The organism is Klebsiella sp. K4, assembly GCF_014596785.2.
Classification (GTDB): domain Bacteria; phylum Pseudomonadota; class Gammaproteobacteria; order Enterobacterales; family Enterobacteriaceae; genus Klebsiella; species Klebsiella pneumoniae.
Genome location: NZ_CP115021.1, coordinates 851,189 through 870,189 on the forward strand (window position 1 = coordinate 851,189; position 19,001 = coordinate 870,189).

Annotated in this window: 18 protein-coding genes; 8 read left to right on the forward strand and 10 right to left on the reverse strand. The window is 57.6% G+C overall.

Annotation, left to right across the window (positions count from 1 at the left end):
* Nucleotides 1-32: 32 nt before the first annotated feature.
* The gene (locus tag IB144_RS04250) at nucleotides 33-1,208 is read right to left on the reverse strand and encodes an oligogalacturonate lyase family protein (RefSeq protein ID WP_002916048.1); all 1,176 of its coding nucleotides are present in this window, start codon (nucleotides 1,206-1,208) and stop codon (nucleotides 33-35) included.
* 143 nt (nucleotides 1,209-1,351) lie between these two features.
* Nucleotides 1,352-1,483 carry a hypothetical protein gene (locus IB144_RS04255; protein ID WP_009485911.1) on the reverse strand — a complete coding sequence of 44 codons (132 nt, stop codon included), beginning with the start codon at nucleotides 1,481-1,483 and terminating at the stop codon, nucleotides 1,352-1,354.
* A gap of 210 nt (nucleotides 1,484-1,693) precedes the next feature.
* Here IB144_RS04255 and kduD point away from each other — a divergent pair, with 210 nt between their 5' ends.
* Entirely contained in the window at nucleotides 1,694-2,455 is a 762-nt protein-coding gene (gene kduD / locus IB144_RS04260; RefSeq protein ID WP_002916003.1) for a 2-dehydro-3-deoxy-D-gluconate 5-dehydrogenase KduD, read from the forward strand.
* Between the two features lie 295 nt (nucleotides 2,456-2,750).
* On the forward strand, nucleotides 2,751-4,172 hold the full coding sequence (locus IB144_RS04265; protein ID WP_002916001.1) for a sugar porter family MFS transporter: 1,422 nt from the start codon (nucleotides 2,751-2,753) through the stop codon (nucleotides 4,170-4,172).
* Here IB144_RS04265 and IB144_RS04270 read toward each other — a convergent pair.
* Nucleotides 4,169-5,164 carry a LacI family DNA-binding transcriptional regulator gene (locus tag IB144_RS04270; protein ID WP_004181200.1) on the reverse strand — a complete coding sequence of 332 codons (996 nt, stop codon included), beginning with the start codon at nucleotides 5,162-5,164 and terminating at the stop codon, nucleotides 4,169-4,171. The two genes, IB144_RS04265 and IB144_RS04270, sit on opposite strands and share 4 nt — an antisense overlap.
* Nucleotides 5,165-5,258: 94 nt before the next feature.
* Here IB144_RS04270 and IB144_RS04275 point away from each other — a divergent pair, with 94 nt between their 5' ends.
* The 4 genes from IB144_RS04275 (at nucleotide 5,259) to IB144_RS04290 (ending at nucleotide 9,565) form a co-directional block, all read left to right on the forward strand.
* On the forward strand, nucleotides 5,259-5,393 hold the full coding sequence (locus tag IB144_RS04275) for a hypothetical protein (RefSeq protein WP_004143987.1): 135 nt from the start codon (nucleotides 5,259-5,261) through the stop codon (nucleotides 5,391-5,393).
* Between the two features lie 12 nt (nucleotides 5,394-5,405).
* Complete coding sequence (locus IB144_RS04280) at nucleotides 5,406-6,647, forward strand: MFS transporter (RefSeq protein WP_002916000.1); 1,242 nt, start codon at nucleotides 5,406-5,408, stop codon at nucleotides 6,645-6,647.
* A gap of 19 nt (nucleotides 6,648-6,666) precedes the next feature.
* On the forward strand, nucleotides 6,667-8,100 hold the full coding sequence (locus tag IB144_RS04285; RefSeq protein WP_032409538.1) for a glycoside hydrolase family 32 protein: 1,434 nt from the start codon (nucleotides 6,667-6,669) through the stop codon (nucleotides 8,098-8,100).
* A 121-nt stretch (nucleotides 8,101-8,221) separates the two neighbouring features.
* Entirely contained in the window at nucleotides 8,222-9,565 is a 1,344-nt protein-coding gene (locus tag IB144_RS04290) for a carbohydrate porin (RefSeq protein WP_004149644.1), read from the forward strand.
* 59 nt (nucleotides 9,566-9,624) lie between these two features.
* Here the strand turns inward: IB144_RS04290 and IB144_RS04295 are convergent, their stop codons facing one another.
* The 5 genes from IB144_RS04295 to IB144_RS04315 form a co-directional block, all read right to left on the reverse strand.
* The gene (locus IB144_RS04295; RefSeq protein WP_002915998.1) at nucleotides 9,625-10,911 is read right to left on the reverse strand and encodes an ABC transporter substrate-binding protein; all 1,287 of its coding nucleotides are present in this window, start codon (nucleotides 10,909-10,911) and stop codon (nucleotides 9,625-9,627) included.
* Nucleotides 10,912-10,927: 16 nt separating this feature from the next.
* Nucleotides 10,928-12,055, reverse strand: coding sequence for an ABC transporter ATP-binding protein (locus IB144_RS04300; protein ID WP_002915997.1), 1,128 nt, complete (start codon nucleotides 12,053-12,055; stop codon nucleotides 10,928-10,930).
* Nucleotides 12,056-12,067: 12 nt separating this feature from the next.
* Complete coding sequence (locus tag IB144_RS04305; protein WP_002915996.1) at nucleotides 12,068-12,970, reverse strand: carbohydrate ABC transporter permease; 903 nt, start codon at nucleotides 12,968-12,970, stop codon at nucleotides 12,068-12,070.
* A complete protein-coding gene (locus tag IB144_RS04310; protein WP_002915995.1) occupies nucleotides 12,963-13,853 on the reverse strand; it encodes a sugar ABC transporter permease in 891 nt (296 codons plus the stop codon). Before IB144_RS04310 ends, IB144_RS04305 begins: the two co-directional genes overlap by 8 nt.
* A 452-nt stretch (nucleotides 13,854-14,305) precedes the next feature.
* Complete coding sequence (locus tag IB144_RS04315) at nucleotides 14,306-14,632, reverse strand: cupin domain-containing protein (RefSeq protein ID WP_002915993.1); 327 nt, start codon at nucleotides 14,630-14,632, stop codon at nucleotides 14,306-14,308.
* Between the two features lie 139 nt (nucleotides 14,633-14,771).
* On the opposite strand from IB144_RS04315, the gene IB144_RS04320 reads away from it, so the two are divergent.
* Nucleotides 14,772-15,485: an aspartate/glutamate racemase gene (locus IB144_RS04320; protein WP_002915992.1), complete on the forward strand. Its 714-nt coding sequence runs from the start codon at nucleotides 14,772-14,774 to the stop codon at nucleotides 15,483-15,485.
* Here the strand turns inward: IB144_RS04320 and IB144_RS04325 are convergent.
* The gene (locus IB144_RS04325; RefSeq protein WP_009308578.1) at nucleotides 15,451-16,377 is read right to left on the reverse strand and encodes a LysR family transcriptional regulator; all 927 of its coding nucleotides are present in this window, start codon (nucleotides 16,375-16,377) and stop codon (nucleotides 15,451-15,453) included. The genes IB144_RS04320 and IB144_RS04325 overlap by 35 nt on opposite strands.
* A 136-nt stretch (nucleotides 16,378-16,513) precedes the next feature.
* Between IB144_RS04325 and lysA the strand changes: the two genes are divergently transcribed.
* A complete protein-coding gene (gene lysA, locus IB144_RS04330) occupies nucleotides 16,514-17,776 on the forward strand; it encodes a diaminopimelate decarboxylase (protein WP_002915990.1) in 1,263 nt (420 codons plus the stop codon).
* Here the strand turns inward: lysA and IB144_RS04335 are convergent.
* Entirely contained in the window at nucleotides 17,769-18,770 is a 1,002-nt protein-coding gene (locus tag IB144_RS04335; protein WP_004229436.1) for a LacI family DNA-binding transcriptional regulator, read from the reverse strand. The two genes, lysA and IB144_RS04335, sit on opposite strands and share 8 nt — an antisense overlap.
* Nucleotides 18,771-19,001 lie beyond the last annotated feature (231 nt).

A 19,001-nucleotide genomic window follows, 5' to 3' on the forward strand; every position in this document is an offset into this window, starting at 1 on the left:
AAGGCCAGTTACAGAAAGAAGTGTGGCGTGGATCAGGCGCTCAGCATTGACGGGTGCGCAGGTAATTTCGCGATATAGATGGCCGGTTTACCGTCTTTATCGGAGCTGAACAGAATGGCGCTATCGTCCGGGGTAAATGAGGGGTGCGGGTGCGTTACCTGGCGGCTGTTGGCCACCGTCGCCCACGAGGTATCATGGCGCGCGACGCGGAAGTAGCGCTTTTCCGCCACGTTAAAGACATACAGCCAGGGATCGTTATCAATGGAGTAGCCGCCGGTATCCTTGACATCCACCGGTGTACCTGAGCCATCGCCTACCAGCAGCGTGCCATCGAAATTGCTCATCAGATGCGAGCAGGCCGGCATCGTCATCAGGGCCTCGTTGACGCCGCTTTCGGGATCAAAGCGATAGATCGTCCGCCCCTGCTGGCCTTTTAGATAGGAGACGTAGATCAGCGCCGAACCGTCCGGCACCCAAAATTCATGAGTACAGCTTTCGCCTGGAGCATGCGCTTTGACTTTGCGAACATGGCTGCCATCCTCGTTGACCAGCCACATGCGGGCGTCCACCAGATCGTGCGGCCCTTCATGGCAGAAGGCGACGGTATGGTCGTCGAAGGGACGATAGATCGGGTGTCCCAGCCAGATTTTTTCCTCATGGATCACCTGGCTCTCACCGCTGCGCAGGTCGACGCGCAGCAGGCGGCAGTGCGGTCCTTTATGGAAGAAATCATGGAAAATCTGCCAGTCGTTGAGTGGCGTCCAGTCGCTTTTCGCAATCTCAATGCCCACCAGTTTGCTGCAATCGCTGTTTGCCACCCAGGTGCCATACCCTACCCAGTCATCGCTAACGCGATAAACTTCGCGCTCGGCGAGGGTGGTCAGGTTGACTTCCAGCAGGATACGGTCATTTTTCACGTAATAAAGCGACTTATCGTCCGGGGAGAGGAAGCCGCCGAAGGTGTTATCCCCGGCGCCTTCGGTTAGCTGGACGGCCTCGGCGCTGGCGATATTCAGCAGATAGTAGTTCCAGTGGCCGTCAAACTCGCCGGCGAACAGTAAATGGCTGCCATCGTTAAAAAAGCACTTCTGATAGAAGTAGTTGCGATGACAGGTGACCTCCGGGGGGGTTAAGCGGGTGACTTCCGCCCCGGTATCCGGATCGTGGCTGACGTGATAATTCAGTTTGACCCGCATGCCTTTAGCCATGTAGTGCTCCTTTCTTTCCTGCGATGCCGCTGGACCAGAGGCGTGTCGCTGAGTGATATGTTTTAAAAGACAGGTGTTAATTTATCAAAACATTGTTTCATTATTTGTGATGGCTCACGCAGTTCAGCGTAATTCCCGCGTTTTCAGCGGTCTGCTGGCTTCGCTTCGGCACCTCTGCAGACAATCGGTAGAATCTTCATCTTTTCAAAACCTTTTCCGGCCTGGCGCGTGCCGGGAGGCTCCTTCGCTTTTTCTTTTTTTGTAATCGTCATCATAAAAAATGAAACATCGTTTTAAATAATATTGAAAATGGCTGGGGGCGGGGCTAAGATGGCACCCATCAGCAAAACGGAACTCTGTTTTATTTTCATTATGGTGGGCTATGCCCGAGAGTTCGCCCCACGCTCAGTCGCGCCGCCGGCGCGGACCGGGCCGAGAGAACCTTGCCTGCAAACAGCAGGCTCTGAACGACTAAGGAACATAATATGATTCTTGATGCATTCTCCCTGCAGGGAAAAGTGGCCGTCGTGAGCGGATGCGATACCGGTTTAGGTCAGGGGATGGCCCTCGGGCTGGCGGAAGCGGGCTGCGATATTGTCGGTATCAATATCGTCGAACCGGTGGAGACTATCGAGCGGGTAACCGCGCTGGGACGCCGTTTTCTCAGCCTGACCGCCGACCTGCGCCAGATCGACGGTATTCCTCAGCTTCTGGAGCGGGCGGTGGCGGAGTTCGGCCATATTGATATTCTGGTCAACAATGCCGGCCTGATTCGCCGCGAGGACGCGCTGGCGTTCAGCGAAAAAGACTGGGACGACGTGATGAACCTCAACATCAAGAGCGTATTTTTTATGTCCCAGGCGGCGGCGAAACACTTTATCGCCCAGGGCAGCGGCGGGAAGATCATTAACATCGCCTCCATGCTGTCGTTCCAGGGGGGGATCCGCGTGCCGTCGTATACCGCATCCAAAAGCGCGGTGATGGGCGTCACCCGCCTGCTGGCCAACGAGTGGGCCAAACACAACATCAACGTCAACGCCATCGCCCCGGGGTATATGGCGACCAACAACACCCAGCAGCTGCGCGCCGACGAGCAGCGTAGCAGCGAAATCCTCGATCGCATTCCCGCCGGGCGCTGGGGGCTACCGGCCGATCTGATGGGGCCAGTCGTGTTCCTTGCCTCCTCAGCCTCCGATTACATCAATGGCTACACGGTGGCGGTGGACGGCGGCTGGCTGGCGCGCTAACCGTCCGCGATGGCCGGGGTCTGTGGTATCGCTCCGGCCTTCTGAGCAATTATTGTCCATACGCAAAAGTGCGGATCGTCCATACTCCTGAACACGGGTATAATGTTACCGCTCTGTATAAACAGGGTTATTAACTATTGGAAACGCATTTTTTGTTACTTTGAAAGTTTAATGTCCATCACAAAACCCATCCTGCCAGCAATATAGTCCATATCTTTGGCTTATCCTGCCTGACCCATTCATCCACCAGTCACGTACTTTCGTCTTATGTCTTACTCTGTGTGGCAGGAAAAAAATGACTTCAATCAGTAACGACTCTACATTATCGCCGCGGACGCAACGTGATACCCGGCGGATGAACTGGTTTGTTTCCATCGCCGCGGCGGTGGCGGGCTTGCTCTTTGGCCTGGATATCGGCGTGATATCCGGAGCGTTGCCCTTTATAACCGACCATTTCACCTTATCCAGCCAGCTTCAGGAGTGGGTGGTTAGCAGCATGATGTTGGGGGCGGCGATAGGCGCGCTGTTTAACGGCTGGCTGTCTTTCCGCCTTGGCCGTAAATACAGCCTGATGGCGGGGGCCGTACTCTTTGTGGCCGGCTCTATCGGATCCGCTTTTGCCGCCAGCGTGGAGGTGCTGCTGGTGGCCCGCGTGGTGCTGGGCGTGGCAGTCGGGATTGCCTCTTATACCGCGCCGCTGTACCTCTCCGAGATGGCCAGCGAGAACGTGCGCGGGAAAATGATCAGTATGTATCAGCTGATGGTCACCCTTGGCATTGTGCTGGCGTTTCTTTCCGATACCGCCTTTAGCTACAGCGGTAACTGGCGCGCCATGCTGGGCGTGCTGGCGCTGCCGGCGGTGATCCTGATCATTCTGGTCGTCTTTTTGCCGAACAGCCCGCGCTGGCTGGCGGAGAAGGGACGCCATATCGAAGCGGAAGAAGTGCTGCGGATGCTGCGCGATACCTCGGAAAAGGCGCGCGACGAGCTTAACGAGATCCGTGAGAGCCTCAAGCTGAAGCAGGGCGGTTGGGCGTTGTTTAAGGTCAATCGTAACGTGCGCCGGGCGGTGTTCCTGGGCATGCTGCTGCAGGCGATGCAGCAGTTCACCGGCATGAACATCATCATGTACTATGCGCCGCGTATCTTTAAAATGGCGGGCTTTACCACTACTGAACAGCAGATGATCGCCACCCTGGTGGTGGGCCTGACCTTTATGTTTGCCACCTTTATTGCGGTGTTCACAGTGGATAAAGCGGGCCGCAAGCCAGCGCTGAAAATCGGCTTTAGCGTGATGGCGCTGGGCACTCTGGTGCTGGGCTACTGCCTGATGCAGTTCGACAATGGCACCGCATCCAGCGGCCTCTCCTGGCTCTCCGTCGGCATGACCATGATGTGTATTGCCGGGTATGCGATGAGCGCGGCGCCGGTGGTGTGGATCCTCTGCTCCGAGATCCAGCCGCTAAAATGCCGCGACTTCGGTATCACCTGCTCGACCACCACCAACTGGGTGTCGAACATGATCATCGGCGCCACTTTCCTGACGCTGCTTGACGCGATTGGCGCCGCCGGCACCTTCTGGCTCTACACGGCGCTCAACGTGGCCTTTATCGGCATCACCTTCTGGCTGATCCCGGAAACCAAGAATGTCACCCTCGAGCACATTGAGCGCAACCTGATGGCGGGCGAGAAGCTGCGTAACATCGGTAATCGTTAATGTGAGGCGCGCGGCAACCACGGGCTGGCGACTTTGCGCGTCTCCCGATGGTTGTCGCCGTGAATGATATGCAGGGCGCTCAGGCGCCCGATGTCATAATGCGGCAGTTGCACTGTGGAGAGCGGCGGTAGAAACAGATCGCCAATGCCCACCATGTTGTCGTATCCCACTACCGCCACGTCCTGTGGAATGCGTAACCCCTGGCCCAGCAGCGTCTGGTAGACCATAAACGCGATGCGATCGTTGCCGCAGATCACTGAGTCAAAGCCAGGTTTACCCTCGCGGATATGCGCCAGCACCACCGCCGGGATATCGTGGTAATGCTCATCGCCCTGGCCCATATACGAATGGCTCAGATGGTCCGGTTCGATACCGGCCTCCCGGCAGGCGCGCTCCAGCCCCAGGCGGCGGCGGATCGTCGCCGGCTGGCTGGCGGGTAAGTGCAGGCACAGCGGACGACGATAGCCAGCGGCAAGCAGGGCTTTCACCGCGTCGTACTGCCCCTGTTCATCGTCCGGGATATAGCTGGCCACCGGCTGGCTGAGGCTTTCGCAGTTGGCCAGCACGCAGGGCAGAGTCAGCAGTTTTTCCGGCAGTGGTACCTGGCGCAGGCCCATGGTGGTAAAGATAATGCCGTCCGGACGGTGGGAGAGGAGCAGGTCGACCACCGCTTCCGGACGATCGTCAGAAAACATATTGACCACAAAGCTATTCCAGCCGTGGGCGCGGGCCGTCTCTTCGATCGATAAGGTGATCTCCACCGAAAAGGGCGTGGTCACGGTATCCAGCGCCAGCACGCCGATGGTGCTGGGGGTTGCGCGCGCCCCGCGGATCTTCTTCGCCGACAGGTCGGGGACGTAGTTGGTTTCGGCGATGGCGGCCTGCACGCGGGCCAGTGTCTCAGGCTTCAGCCGCTCCGGGGTGTTCAGCGCCCGTGAGACGGTCATCAGAGATACATTCGCCAGTTTTGCTACATCTTTCAGGGACGCCATTTTTTCCTCCGCCATTGCCGCAGAGTACAGGCTATACAACTAAGTCGCTGATGTAAAAGAGTGAAACGATTTTCTGCTATCGCCGTCGTGAGCTATGTTGCGGTTGATTTTTGATCGCGATCGCATCTTCATTATGTTAACGTTAACTTTTGTGATTAACATCATATATCGCAGCGAATCTACCTGCGTTTTGTTTTTTGTTAACGTTACCATAATTGCATTCCTCTAACACGAGAATGTCATGATGAAAGCGCCTCACTCACACAGCTACCCGTTGCTCAGTGCCTTACTGTTTTTCTTTTTCGTGACCTGGTCGTCATCCGGCTCCTTGCTCTCTATCTGGCTTCACCAGGAGGTTGGGCTGAAGGCAGGCGATACCGGTATTATCTATGCCGTACTGTCGGTTTCCGCGCTGTTTGCGCAAGTTTGCTATGGATTTATCCAGGACAAGCTGGGGCTGCGCAAACATCTGCTCTGGTATATCACCGCGCTGCTGATCCTCTCTGGTCCGGCGTATCTGCTGTTCGGCCACCTGCTGAAAATCAACGTCCTGTTGGGCAGCATCTTTGGCGGGATCTATATCGGTTTGACCTTTAACGGCGGCATCGGCGTGCTGGAATCTTACACCGAGCGCGTGGCGCGTCAGAGCCAGTTTGAATTCGGCAGGGCGCGGATGTGGGGCTCGCTGGGCTGGGCGGTGGCCACCTTCTTCGCCGGCCTGCTGTTTAACATCAATCCGCAGCTAAACTTCCTCGTCGCCAGCTGTTCCGGGCTGGTGTTCTTTATCCTGCTGGCGCGGCTGCGGGTCTCCTCGGCGCCGCATGCGATGCAGGAGGCGGTATCGGGCGGTAAGGTGACCCTCGAAGATGCGCTGCGCCTGCTGACGCTGCCGCGCTTTTGGGCGCTGGTCTTCTTCGTCATCGGCACCTGCATTTACGGCGTCTATGACCAGCAGTTCCCGGTCTATTTCTCATCGCAGTTCGCGACCCTGCAGGAAGGCAATGAGATGTATGGCTACCTCAACTCCTTCCAGGTGTTCCTCGAGGCGGCCGGCATGTTCTGCGCGCCGTGGCTGGTGAACCGCATCGGCGCCAAAAACGGTCTGATTTTCGCCGGCATGGTGATGGCGATGCGCATGGTGGCCTCCGGTCTGGTGGAGGGGCCGCTGCTGATCTCCATCACCAAACTGCTGCACGCGGTGGAGTTGCCGATACTGCTGGTGGCTATCTTTAAGTACAACAGCCTTAACTTCGATAAACGTCTCTCCTCCACCCTCTATCTGGTGGGCTTCGCCTGCACCAGCTCGATTATCGCCAGCGTATTGTCGCCGCTGGCGGGCTACAGCTATGAAAAATATGGCTTCGCCCAGTCCTACCTGATCATGGGCCTGCTGGTGTTCTGCACCACCTTTATTTCCATCTTCTTGTTGCGCTCCGGCAAATCCTCCGCCGATCCGCTGGTGTCGCAACCTACCGCTATCTGAATCAAAAAGAGTGAAAATGATGACTTACACAATCTCCCGGGCTGAACAGGTACTCCAGACACAACGCCAGGCGCTGAATCTGCGCTGGTATCCGCACTATCACCTGGCGGCCCGCGCCGGGTGGATCAACGACCCAAACGGTCTGGTGTGGTTCGACGGCTGGTACCATGCCTTTTATCAACATCACCCGTACTCCACCCAGTGGGGACCGATGCACTGGGGGCACGCGCGCAGTAAGGATCTGGTGCACTGGGAGCATTTGCCGGTAGCCCTGGCGCCGGAGGGCCCGGAGGATAAAGACGGCTGCTTTTCCGGCTCGGCGGTGGTCGATGGCGATACCCTGGCGCTGATTTACACCGGGCATAAGTTCCACGGCGATCCTGGCGACGAAGCCAATCTGTATCAGGTGCAGTGTCTGGCCACCAGCCGCGACGGGATCCACTTTGAGCGCCAGGGGATGGTGGTCGACACCCCGCCGGGTATGCACCACTTCCGTGACCCGAAGGTCTGGCGTGAAGGAGACAGCTGGTACATGATCGTCGGCGCGCGCGAAGGCGATACCGGCCAGGTGCGGCTGTACCGTTCAGCCGATCTGCGCCAGTGGCAGGACGCGGGGGTGCTGGATGAAGCGGAAAGCACCATGGGCTATATGTGGGAGTGCCCGGACTTCTTCACCCTCAACGGCAAACGCGTTCTGATGTTTTCCCCACAGGGGATGCAGGCCGCGGGGTTCAGCAACCGCAATCTGTTCCAGAGCGGCTATCTGATCGGCGAGTGGCAGCCAGGCCAGCGTTTTATTCGCCATGGCGAATTCCGGGAGATGGATAACGGCCACGATTTCTATGCCCCGCAAAGCTTCGCCACCCCCGATGGCCGGCGGATCGTGATTGGCTGGCTGGATATGTGGGAATCGCCGCTGCCGGAGCAGCAGGACGGCTGGGCGGGCATGCTCTCCTTGCCGCGCGAGCTGAGCCTGAGCGCGGATGACCGCCTGCAGATGCGCCCGGCGAAAGAAGTGGAGAGCCTGCGCGGCGCCTGGTTCCCGTGGCCGGTCAGCACCCTGAACAACCAGCAGACGACGATGGTCGACAACTGCGAGGCGATGGAGGTGAATCTGCGCTGGGACTGCGCCCGCAGCAGCGCCGAGCAGTATGGTCTGCGCTTTGGCGATGGCCTGCGCATCTACGTGGATGCCCAACAGCAGCGTCTGGTGCTGGAGCGGCATTATCCGCAGTATGGCCTGTGCGGGACGCGCAGCGTGCCGTTGACCGCCGGGGCGGATCTCAACCTGCGAATATTTTTCGATAGCTCTTCGGTGGAGGTTTTTGTCAATGACGGCGAAGCCTGCCTGAGCAGCCGTATCTATCCGCAGGCTCCCCACCGTGAATTAGCGTTATTTGCCTGGAGCGGCTCGGCGGCATTAACCGAAGCCGGCGCCTGGCAGCTAGAATAATAATAAGGCTGTTGTCGTTAATAACCCGTCTTTGACGATGGGCGGGTTATTATTGCCTGCATCGTCGTGCGTTACCCATTAATAAAAAATTCAGTTCATTCCATAATAAAAGGGTTTACCGATGAATAAAATCTGGGTCGGGTGTTTTCTGACGTCTCTGTATCTGCCATCCGTTATGGCGCAGGCGCCGTTATCGCTGGAGGAGCGACTGGCGCAAATGGAGCAGCGGCTAAAGGCGACGGAGGCGCGCGCCGCCAGCGCAGAGGCGGAAATTAAGACGCTGAAAGGCCAGCAGCAGGCCGCGACGGTCGCCCGCGCGGCGCCTGCTTCGCCGCGTTTGCAGCTAAATGACAATGGCGAATTAAAATTTTATGGCGACGTCGAATTTAACCTCGATGGCGCCAGTCGCACCGGCAGTCTGACGTCGGTCAAAACCAGCGCGAATAAAAGCTGGGCGCCCGGCGATAAAGAGCGCTGGGATATTAACGGTCGTATTCTGCTGGGTTTCGATGGCAGACGGAATGGCGCCGACGGGCAATATGCCGGATTCAGCGTGCAGCCTCTGGCGGATATGGATGGCAAAATGAATCTTGATGATGCGGTATTTTTCTTCGGCCAGCAGGATGACTGGAAAATAAAAATAGGCCGCTTTGAAGCCTGGGATATGTTCCCGCTGAATCAGGATACCTTTATTGAATATTCAGGTAATACCGCCAACGATCTCTATTCCGATGGCTATGGCTATATTTACATGATGAAAGAGGGGCGAGGGCGCAGCAGCAGCGGCGGTAACCTTCTGTTTAGCAAAACGGTGGATAACTGGTATTTCGAAGTTAACACCCTGGTGGAGGACGGCAGTTCGCTGTTTGTCGATCAGAACTATCATGGTAACGCGCTGGAAAACCGCAAAAATGTGGTGTACGTGCGGCCGGTGGCGGCATGGCAGTCCGGCGCCTGGTCGGCGGCCGCGGCGATAGAGAGCAATCTCGTCAACAATGCTTACGGCTATCAGAGCCAGAGCGGACGCTGGGTCGACCAGTCAAACCGCACCGGCTACGGGCTGACCATGAGCTGGAACACCCTGAAAAGCGATCCGCAGGACGGGGCGGTGGTTAATCTGAGTACCGCCCTGCTGGACGCGGCGGACGAAACCGACTTCAGCGCCGGGATCAACGCCCTTTGGCATCGCGTGGAGCTGGGCTATATCTATGCGCACAATAAAATCGACCAGTTCAATATGGCCGGGGTGACCAGCGAATGCGATGGCGATTGCGCTATCCTGGCGCCGGGGCGCTATGACATCCATACCCTGCACACCTCCTGGCAGTTGCCGAATATCATGGCGATGCCGAACTTCAATATTTACCTTGGCGCCTATGCCTCGTGGCTCGATTCCACGGCAGCGAAGAGCGGGAATCCCGATGAACGCTACGGCGCCCGGGTGCGCTTCAAATATTTCTTCTGACAGGGCCGTCTGGCAGACCCTCCCGCGGCGTGCGCCGCGGGAGAGTTCAGACGGGCAGGTTAGCGCATCGCGCGGCGCAGAATGCGGTCGGTCTGGCGCTGGAAGTCCTCGGCCGCTTCTTCCACCGACTTTTTACCGTAGTCGATGTACTGCAGGGTGGTGCCGAACTGGGCGACGATCTGCGGATCGTCGAAGTACGGGGAGACCGGCAGAGCGGTGGGCAGGGATTGCGCCAGCTTCAGGCCGGACACCGCCGGATCGTCGGCTTTGATTACCCCATCCTCGGTCAGGTAGGTGACCGCCGCTTTACTCAGCGGCACGCCGCGCTCCAGTCCAAGAATATCCACCCCTTCTTTGCTGTTCAGCAGGAAGTTAATCACTTTCGCCGCCGCCTGCGGGTTTTTCGTCGATTTGCCAATCGATAACATTTGCGCGGGCTTGAAGAACAGTCCGGCATCGGTGGCGCCCGGCAGCATCGGGTATTCCCCCAGCACCAGCTTCGCCGGCGGCTTCAGGTTATCGGAATATTTGTTGATGGTGGAGTTCCACATGTAGGTGCCGCCCCATTCGCCCTGGATCCACGGCTTCATTTCGTACATGTTGCTCTTGCCGAAGGAGGCATAGTAGCGGGTGTCCGGCATCACATGGCTGTCGATAAGCTTCTTATACATACCGAAGAAATCCGCCCACTGCGCTTTGCTGTAGGAGAATTTTCGCCCTTTCTCATCGATGGCCGGCTGATTGTATTTTTGCACCATATAAGAGTTGAGCAGGGCCAGCACGTCCTGGTGTTCGAGCACCACCGGGTAGTACTGTTTCCCGAGCTTGCTTTCGAAAGTTTTTCCCGCCGCCATGAGTTCATCCCAGGTTTTCGGGAAGGGGATGCCCGCCTTTTTCCATGCTTCGTCGTTAAAGTAGAAGACGCGGGCGGTGACGGAAATTGGAATACCGTTAAGCTTGCCGTTGACCGTGGTGGACTGCAGTTCTTTGGCGTCGAACTGGCTGAGGTCGATCTCGTCTTTCAGGGTATTCAGATCGTAAAAGCCATCGCCATTTTTCGAAAAGATCGGCAGCCAGTTCCAGTTGGTCTGCATCACGTCAGGCTCGGTACCGCCGGCAATCTGGGTGGTCAGGCGTGAAAGATGGCCGTCCCAGCCGGTGTATTCTGCTTTGACGTTGATGTCTGGGTTTTGTTTGTGGAATTCCTCCAGCGCCTTGAGGGTGACCTGATGGCGGCCGTTGCCCCCCCACCAGGACATACGCAGGTCGACATCCTGCGCTAGCGAAGAGAAGGCGCTAAGGCCCAGGGTGGCGGAGAGGGTGGCGCTTATCAGCACGTTTTTCATTGTTATGCTCCAGGGTTCACAGAGAGAGGTTCTGTTCGGTTTTGGCGTCAAAGATGTGACACTTGTTGAGATCAAAGGTGAAATAGACTTTGCGATTCAGTCCCTTGGCAATCATCGGCTTCGCATCGTCCGACGGCACGCGGGCGGTCAGCTCATAATCAGCAACCCTGAGATAAACAAAGAATTCATGTCCCATGTTTTCTACGCGTACCATTTCACCCGCGCAGGAACCTTCGGCAAACGGTTCATCGGAGAGAGAGACAAACTCCGGGCGCACGCCAAAGAACACCTGCTGATTCTTATGGGTTTCAACTTTGCTTTGCAGCCGATCGTTGAGCGGCAGCCGCTGATCGCCCAGCGTCAAATACAGGCGACCACCGTGCTCAACCAGCTGGCTGGGACGAATATTCATCTCCGGCGCGCCGATAAACCCGGCGACAAACATATTTTTCGGCTGGTGGTAGAGATTGTCCGGGGTATCAACCTGCATAATGTGGCCGAGCTTCATCACGCAGATGCGGTCGCCCATGGTCATCGCTTCCGTCTGATCGTGGGTGACGTAGACGGTGGTCGCCGGTTTGCCAGATTTTTTCAACTGCTTATGCAGATCGGAAATGCGGATCCGCATCGAGGCGCGCAGCTTGGCGTCAAGGTTGGAGAGCGGTTCGTCGAACAGGAAGACGTCCGGTTTTTTGACGATCGCCCGGCCCACCGCCACGCGCTGCGCCTGGCCGCCGGAGAGCTGGCGCGGCAGGCGATCGAGCAGTTCTTCCAGTTCGAGAATTTTCGCCGCTTCTTCCACCTGTCTGTCGATTTGCGCCTTCGGCAGCTTGCTCAGCTTCAGGCCGAAGGCGAGGTTTTCGCGCACCGTCATATGCGGATAGAGGGCGTAGTTCTGGAACACCATCGCGATGCCACGGGATTTAGGCGCCAGGTTGTTGACGATTTTGTCCCCAATCCGCACCTCGCCGCCGCTGATGGTCTCCAGACCCGCCAGCATGCGCAGGGTGGTCGATTTGGCGCAGCCGGAGGGGCCGACGATCACCATAAATTCGCCATCGGCAATCTTCAGGTCGATACCATGCACCGCTTTAAACCCGTTGGAGTAGACTTTTTCCAGTTTGTTGAAAATCACTTCAGCCATGATATTTCCCTCTTAACCTTTGATTCCGCTGCTGGTCACGCCCTGCACGAAGTAGCGTTGAGCCAGGAAGAAGACAATGATGGACGGCAGAATGGAGATGCTCGCCATTGCCAGAATTTCGTTCCACGGCGCGCCTTCCGTGACGTCGATAGACATTTTTAGCGCCAGCGCGATGGGATACTTATCGACGCTGTAGACGTAGATCAGCGGACCGATAAAGTCGTTCATCGACCACATAAACTGGAACAGCGCCACCGAGATAATGGCCGGCTTGAGGATCGGCACCACCACATACCACAGCACCTGGATGGAGTTGCAGCCGTCGATCTGCGCCGCCTCTTCCATATCGCGCGGCACGCCGCGCAGAAACTGGATCAGCATGAAGACAAAGAATCCCTGGGTGGCGAAGGCCAGCGGCAGGTACAGCGGCAGATAGCTGTTCAGCATCCCCATTTCGCGGAACATCAGGTACTGCGGGATCAGCAGGACGGTGCTTGGCAGCAGCATGGTGGTGATAAGCGTTGCGAACCAGAACTTCTTCCACGGGATCTCAAAGCGTGCGAAGCCGTACGCCACGATGGTGGAGGAAATGATCGTTAACACCACTTTCGGGATCACATACTTAAAGGTGTTCAGCATATAGTGGCCGAAATGGTATTCGGTGCCGGTCTTCCAGCCGTTGATAAACCCGTCCCAGGTGGCATGGGCAGGCCACAGCCCGAGGGTGGTGAAGATCTCATGGTTCGGCTTGAACGAGGCGGAGAACATCCACGCCAGCGGGTAGAGCATCAGCAGGCCGACGAATATCAGCACGACGTAGCGCACCACCCGGCTCACCTTTTCCCGGCGCAGCGTACGGGCGACCTCACGATCGGCGTCGCTCATCACCGGCGCCATCTGTTGAATATCAGCCATTTTTGCCTCCCTTATCGGCGGAGTAGAAGACCCAGTATTTCGATGACTTAAAGGCGATCGACGCAAAGACCGCCACGACGAGGAACAGCACCCATGCCAGCGCGGCGCCATAGCCCATGTCGAAGTACTTAAAGGCGGTATCGTAGATATAGAGTGAGAACAGGTAGGTGTAATAGGTCGGACCGCCGCCGGTTATCACGTACGGGCCGGTAAACTCCTGGAACGCCTGGGTGGTCTGCATAATAAAGTTGAAGAAAATCACCGGGGTGATCAGCGGCACGGTGACCTTCATGAACATCTGCCACTTTGAGGCGCCGTCAATCATTGCCGCCTCATACTGCGACTGCGGAACGTTCTGCAGCGCGGCGAGGAAGATGACCATCGCGGAGCCAAACTGCCAGACGCGCAGCAGGGTGACCGACATCAGCGCCAGGGAGGGTTCCCCCAGCCAGTTGATGGCATCGATGCCAAAGACGGCGAGAAAACTGTTCAGCAGGCCGTCAATGGCGAACAGGGCGCGCCACAGCACGGCAATCGCCACCGAGCTGCCGAGGATCGACGGAATGTAGTAGGCGGTGCGGAAAAAGCCGATGCCGCGCAGTTTGAAATTGAGCACAAAAGCAATGCCGAGGGCGAAAGCCAGTTTTAAGGGGATGGTTAAAAAGACGTAGGCAAAGGTCACCCCCATCGATTTCCAGAACAGGCTATCCTCGGTCAACATATAGCGATAGTTTTCGATGCCGTTAAATACCGGCGGGCTCATCAAGTCGTACTCGGTAAAACTGAGAAAGAAAGATGAAACAAAGGGAAAAGCGGTAAAGACGATCAGCCCGATGATATAGGGCGATATCCATGCCAATCCCAGCAGCTTGTTTTCATTCATACATACCTACCTGGCTTACGAGTTGTAATACGGATCCGGTGACGCCGCGCTGTCGGCCTTTTACGCCTGACAACGCAAAAATGTCTGAACGCTTCCTCTGCTTAACATGTCCTTGTTAATTAATGGGTTATTCTTTAACTGGTCTAGCAGGTAAGGGCTGACAGCCCCTTTTTTTATGCTGAACTGGTTTTTATAAAACACCGTTTTAATTTCATTTTATTGCGATTTGTTTCTGCGTCATGCAGATCAGGATGGAAATGTGATCAAAGTCGAAACGATGTTTCAAAAAGGTGAGGTGGTAAGCATTTTGGCCGTAAAGGGCGCCTGAAAGGAATGAAAAATTAGGCTTAACTGAGCGGGAAATATAATTACCAGGATAATGATTGTGGCCGCATCTTTTTATTGAAGGGCGCCGGGCAGTAACCGGGGACGGCGAACGCCCCCGTTATGGATTAGCCTTCAAGAAAATCTTCGCGAATGGGAGTAAAGGTATCGAGCAGCGTGCCGGGCTGCAGGCAGACGCAGCCGTGCATAATCCCCGGCCGCTTATACAACGTATCGCCGGCGCTGACGACGCGCGTCTCCTCGCCGATGGTGAACTCGAACTCGCCGGAAAGCACATAGGTGAGCTGTTCGTGAGGATGGTTATGCATCGGGCCGACGGCGCCGGCGGCAAAATTCACCTCCACGGCCATCATTTTGCCGTCGTGGGCCAGAATGCGGCGGGTTACGCCATTGCCGAGGTCTTCAAGGGTGGTGTCTTTATGAAAAATAAACATCTGGCGATCCTGTTGTTAAAGTGAAACATTGTTTCATTTAACTTATCCCACTCTTCATGAAAAAGAAATACGCGGCCAGAGAAGTGGAAAGTTGATCACAAGTTTGCTTCACTGGCAGAAACGACATAAGGAGCAGAAGATGAAAACCATTGGCCTGTTAGGCGGCATGAGCTGGGAGTCCACGATCCCCTATTATCGGTTGATCAATGAGGGCGTTAAGGCGCGACTGGGCGGCCTGCACTCTGCCAGCCTGGTGCTGCACAGCGTCGATTTTCACGACATCGAAGCCTGCCAGTCCGCCGGCGACTGGGATCGCGCCGGAGAGATCCTTGCTGAGGCCGCGGTCGGGCTGCAGCAGGCGGGGGCCGAAGGCATTGTCCTGTGCACCAACACCATGCATAAAGTCGCAGATGCCATCGCCGCCCGCTGCCAGGTTCCCTTCCTGCATATTGCCGATGCCACCGGACGGGCGATTGCCGCCAAAGGTCAGCGCCGGGTCGCGCTGCTGGGCACCCGCTATACCATGGAGCAGACCTTTTACCGCGGTCGTCTGCAGGAGCAGTTTGCCATCGAGACGCTGATCCCTGAGGCTGACGATCGGGCGCAGATCAATCAGATCATCTTCGACGAACTTTGTCTCGGCACCTTCAGCGAGGCGTCGCGGGATTATTATCTGCAGACGATCGCCGCCCTGGCGGAGCAGGGGGCGGAAGGGGTTATTTTCGGCTGTACGGAGATTGGCCTGCTGGTGCCTGCCGAGCTCAGCCCGCTGCCGGTCTTTGACACTGCGGCGATCCACGCGGAAGACGCGGTCAACTTTATGCTCTCTGCAGGACCGACGCCAGCGGCGTGAGGATCTGCGGCAGACTCTGCTGCAGGTGGGCAACAAAGGCGTCGACCAGCGCCGAGCGCGGGCGGTGGAGAGGGCGGATCAGGCTGACGGTAAACGGCACCTCGACGCTGAAGCGGCGCACCACCACGCCGCTATCGGCATAGTCCAGGGCGGTTAACGGATTCACCACCGAGATCCCGGCGCCGGCGCGCACCATGGCGCAGATCGAGGCCGCGCTGTGGGTTTCGACCACCATCCGCCGTTTAACCTGATGCTCAAGGAACAGGGCGTCGAGCAGCTGGCGATAGCTGTCGGTGCGCGACAGGCTGATGTAGTTTTCGCCCTGAAAATCGGCGGGGGTCAGCGTCGCCTGCGCCGCCAGCGGATGGCCGGCGGGCAGCACGCAGACTTCATTCAGCGTCAGCAGCGGGGTGCGTTCGGTGCCCGCGGGGGTATGCAGGGTCTCCGTCAGGCCAAGGTCATGGCGCTGGGCGGAGAGCCACTCCTCCAGCAGCGGCGACTCCTGAGGGACGATCTGCAGGCTGACCTCCGGATAGCGAGAGAGAAACGGCGGCAACAGCAGCGGCAGAAAGGACTGGGAAAACACCGGCAGACAGGCGATCGACAGCTCGCCCTGGCGGAACTCGCGCAGGCTCTCGGCGGCGCTGACGATACGGTCCAGGCCATACCAGGAGCGCTGAACCTCCTCAAACAAACGCAGGCCCTGCACCGTCGGCTGCAGGCGACCGCGGGTCCGCTCAAACAGCTGCAGGCCGAGCACCTTCTCAAAGCGCGCCAGCTCGCGGCTGACCGTGGGTTGCGAGGTGTGCAGCATCCGCGCCGCTTCGGTCAGGTTGCCGGTGGTCATCACCGCGTGAAAGATTTCGATATGACGCAAATTGACGGCTGGCATGCGGTCTCCGTGAGGCTCGGCTGGAACCATATCATTTTTGCATAGAGTTGCGATAAAACGATATTTTTTATTCGTCTGTCACTGTGGCGTAATCAGAAAAAACAGCGACCAACACACGCACTGCACCGGAGTTCTTATGCCACACTCGCTTTACGCCACCGATACTGACCTGACCGCGGACAACCTGCTGCGCCTGCCGGCGGAATTTGGCTGCCCGGTCTGGGTCTATGATGCGCAGATTATTCGCCGCCAGATAGCCCAGCTCAGCCAGTTCGACGTGGTGCGTTTTGCGCAAAAAGCCTGCTCTAACATTCATATTCTGCGTCTGATGCGTGAGCAGGGGGTGAAGGTGGACTCGGTATCGCTGGGGGAGATCGAGCGGGCGCTGGCGGCAGGCTACGATCCGCAGCAGAATCCCGAGGATATTGTCTTTACCGCCGATCTGATCGACGACGCCACCCTCGATCGGGTGAAGGCGTTACAGATCCCGGTGAACGCCGGCTCGATCGACATGCTGAGCCAGCTGGGCGAGGTGTCGCCGGGCCATCGCGTCTGGCTGCGCGTCAACCCGGGATTTGGTCACGGCCACAGCCAGAAAACCAATACCGGCGGTGAGAATAGCAAGCATGGCATCTGGTACAGCCACCTGCCGGCGGCGCTGGAAGTGATGCGTCGCTATCAGCTGCAGCTGGTCGGGATCCATATGCATATCGGCTCTGGCGTTGACTATGGTCACCTGGAGCAGGTGTGCGGCGCGATGGTGCGCCAGGTCGTCGACTTTGGCCAGGATCTGCAGGCCATCTCCGCCGGCGGCGGTCTGTCGATTCCTTACCGCGAAGGTGAAGAGGCCATCGACACCGCCCACTATTATGGCCTGTGGAACCGCGCCCGGGAGCAGATCGCGGCCCATCTGGGGCACCCGGTGAAACTGGAGATTGAGCCAGGACGCTTCCTGGTGGCCGAGTCCGGCGTGCTGGTGTCGCAGGTGCGCAGCGTGAAAGAGATGGGCAGCCGTCACTTCGTGCTGATTGACGCCGGCTTTAACGACCTGATGCGCCCGGCAATGTACGGTAGCTATCACCATATCACCGCTCTGGCGGGGGATGGCCGGGATCTCAGCGCCGCGCCGCAGGTCGAAACCGTGGTGGCCGGGCCGCTGTGCGAATCCGGGGATGTCTTTACCCAGCAGGAGGGGGGCAAAGTCGAGACCCGCCTGCTGCCGGCGGTAGCGCCTGGGGATTATCTGGTGCTCCATGACACCGGCGCCTACGGGGCTTCGATGTCATCCAACTATAACAGCCGTCCGCTGCTGCCGGAGGTGCTGTTTGATGGCGGCAAGGCGCGGCTGATCCGCCGTCGCCAGACCATCCAGGAGCTGCTGGCCTTAGAGCTTATTTAAAAAAAGGTCCCGTCGTCACCGACTCGCGAAGCACCAGCGTGCCGGTAAACGGCGGGATCGTTTCTATCGGCTGCTGATTGGCAAGCTTGATCGCCTGGTCGATAGCCGTAGTGATCATGTTGTCGATCGGCAGATAAACTGTCGACAGCCCCGGCTCCAGCCATTTCGCGCTTGGCGCATCGTCGAAGCCAAACAGCGACACATCCTGTGGAATACGCAGCCCCGCCTGATGCAGCGCCTTTGACGCCCCCAGCGCCATATCATCGTTACAGGAAAACAGCGCGCTGAAGCGGGCTTTCTCGTCCAGCAGTTCCCGGCACAGTTCGTAGCCGCGGGTCATTGTCGAGTCCCCATACTTCACCCGGCTCGGATCCCACTCAATACCATGTTTTATCAGCGCGTTGCGGTAGCCCTGCAGGCGAGCCTGGCCGGTAGGGGTATGCATCGGGACGGTGATGCAGGCGATATCGCGGTGGCCCTGGGTAATCAGATACTCCACGGCCTGGAAGGCGGCTTCCTGCTGTTCGAAGAACACGCAGCGTTCGCGGGCCTGCGCCACATCGCGGTTAATCACCACCAGCGGCATGGCGATCGAGTTAATCAGCGACATGATCGCCTTCTCGCTCATGTGCCGGGTATAGAGGATGATCGCATCGCACTGCCGGTCGGCGAGCATCTGCACCGCTTCCTCTTCGCGCTCCGGCGTATCATGGCCGTCGGTGACGATAAGCTGCTTTCCCCAGGCTTCGGTCTGGCGTGACGCCTGCTGCAGCAGACGGCCAAAGTAGAAGCCGTCAAAGGTGGAGACGACCAGCCCGATACTATTGCTGGTCTGATTGGCCAGCGAGCGGGCAAGGAAATTGGGCCGGTAGCCCAGCTCTTCCATCGCTTTAAAGACCTGTTGGCGGGTGCTCTCTTTCACCTGACCTGTGCCGTTCAACACGCGGGAAACCGTCGCTTTCGAGACGCCTGCGCGAATTGAGACATCCAGCATTGTAGCCATTCATCGATTCCTGATTTCACGTGGTAAAGCGCAGTTTATCACAGACCGAAAAGGGACATATCGACGGGGCGGGGCGGAAAAACCATCGCGATCACGCTTTTGGCAGGAACTGACGAGCCGACAGACTCTGGTATGCCAATGTCGATTTTATCGGATATTTGGGATACCACTGTGCGCGTTGCGAGCGCTGTCACAGAACTATTTTTGCCTGGCGACTATGTT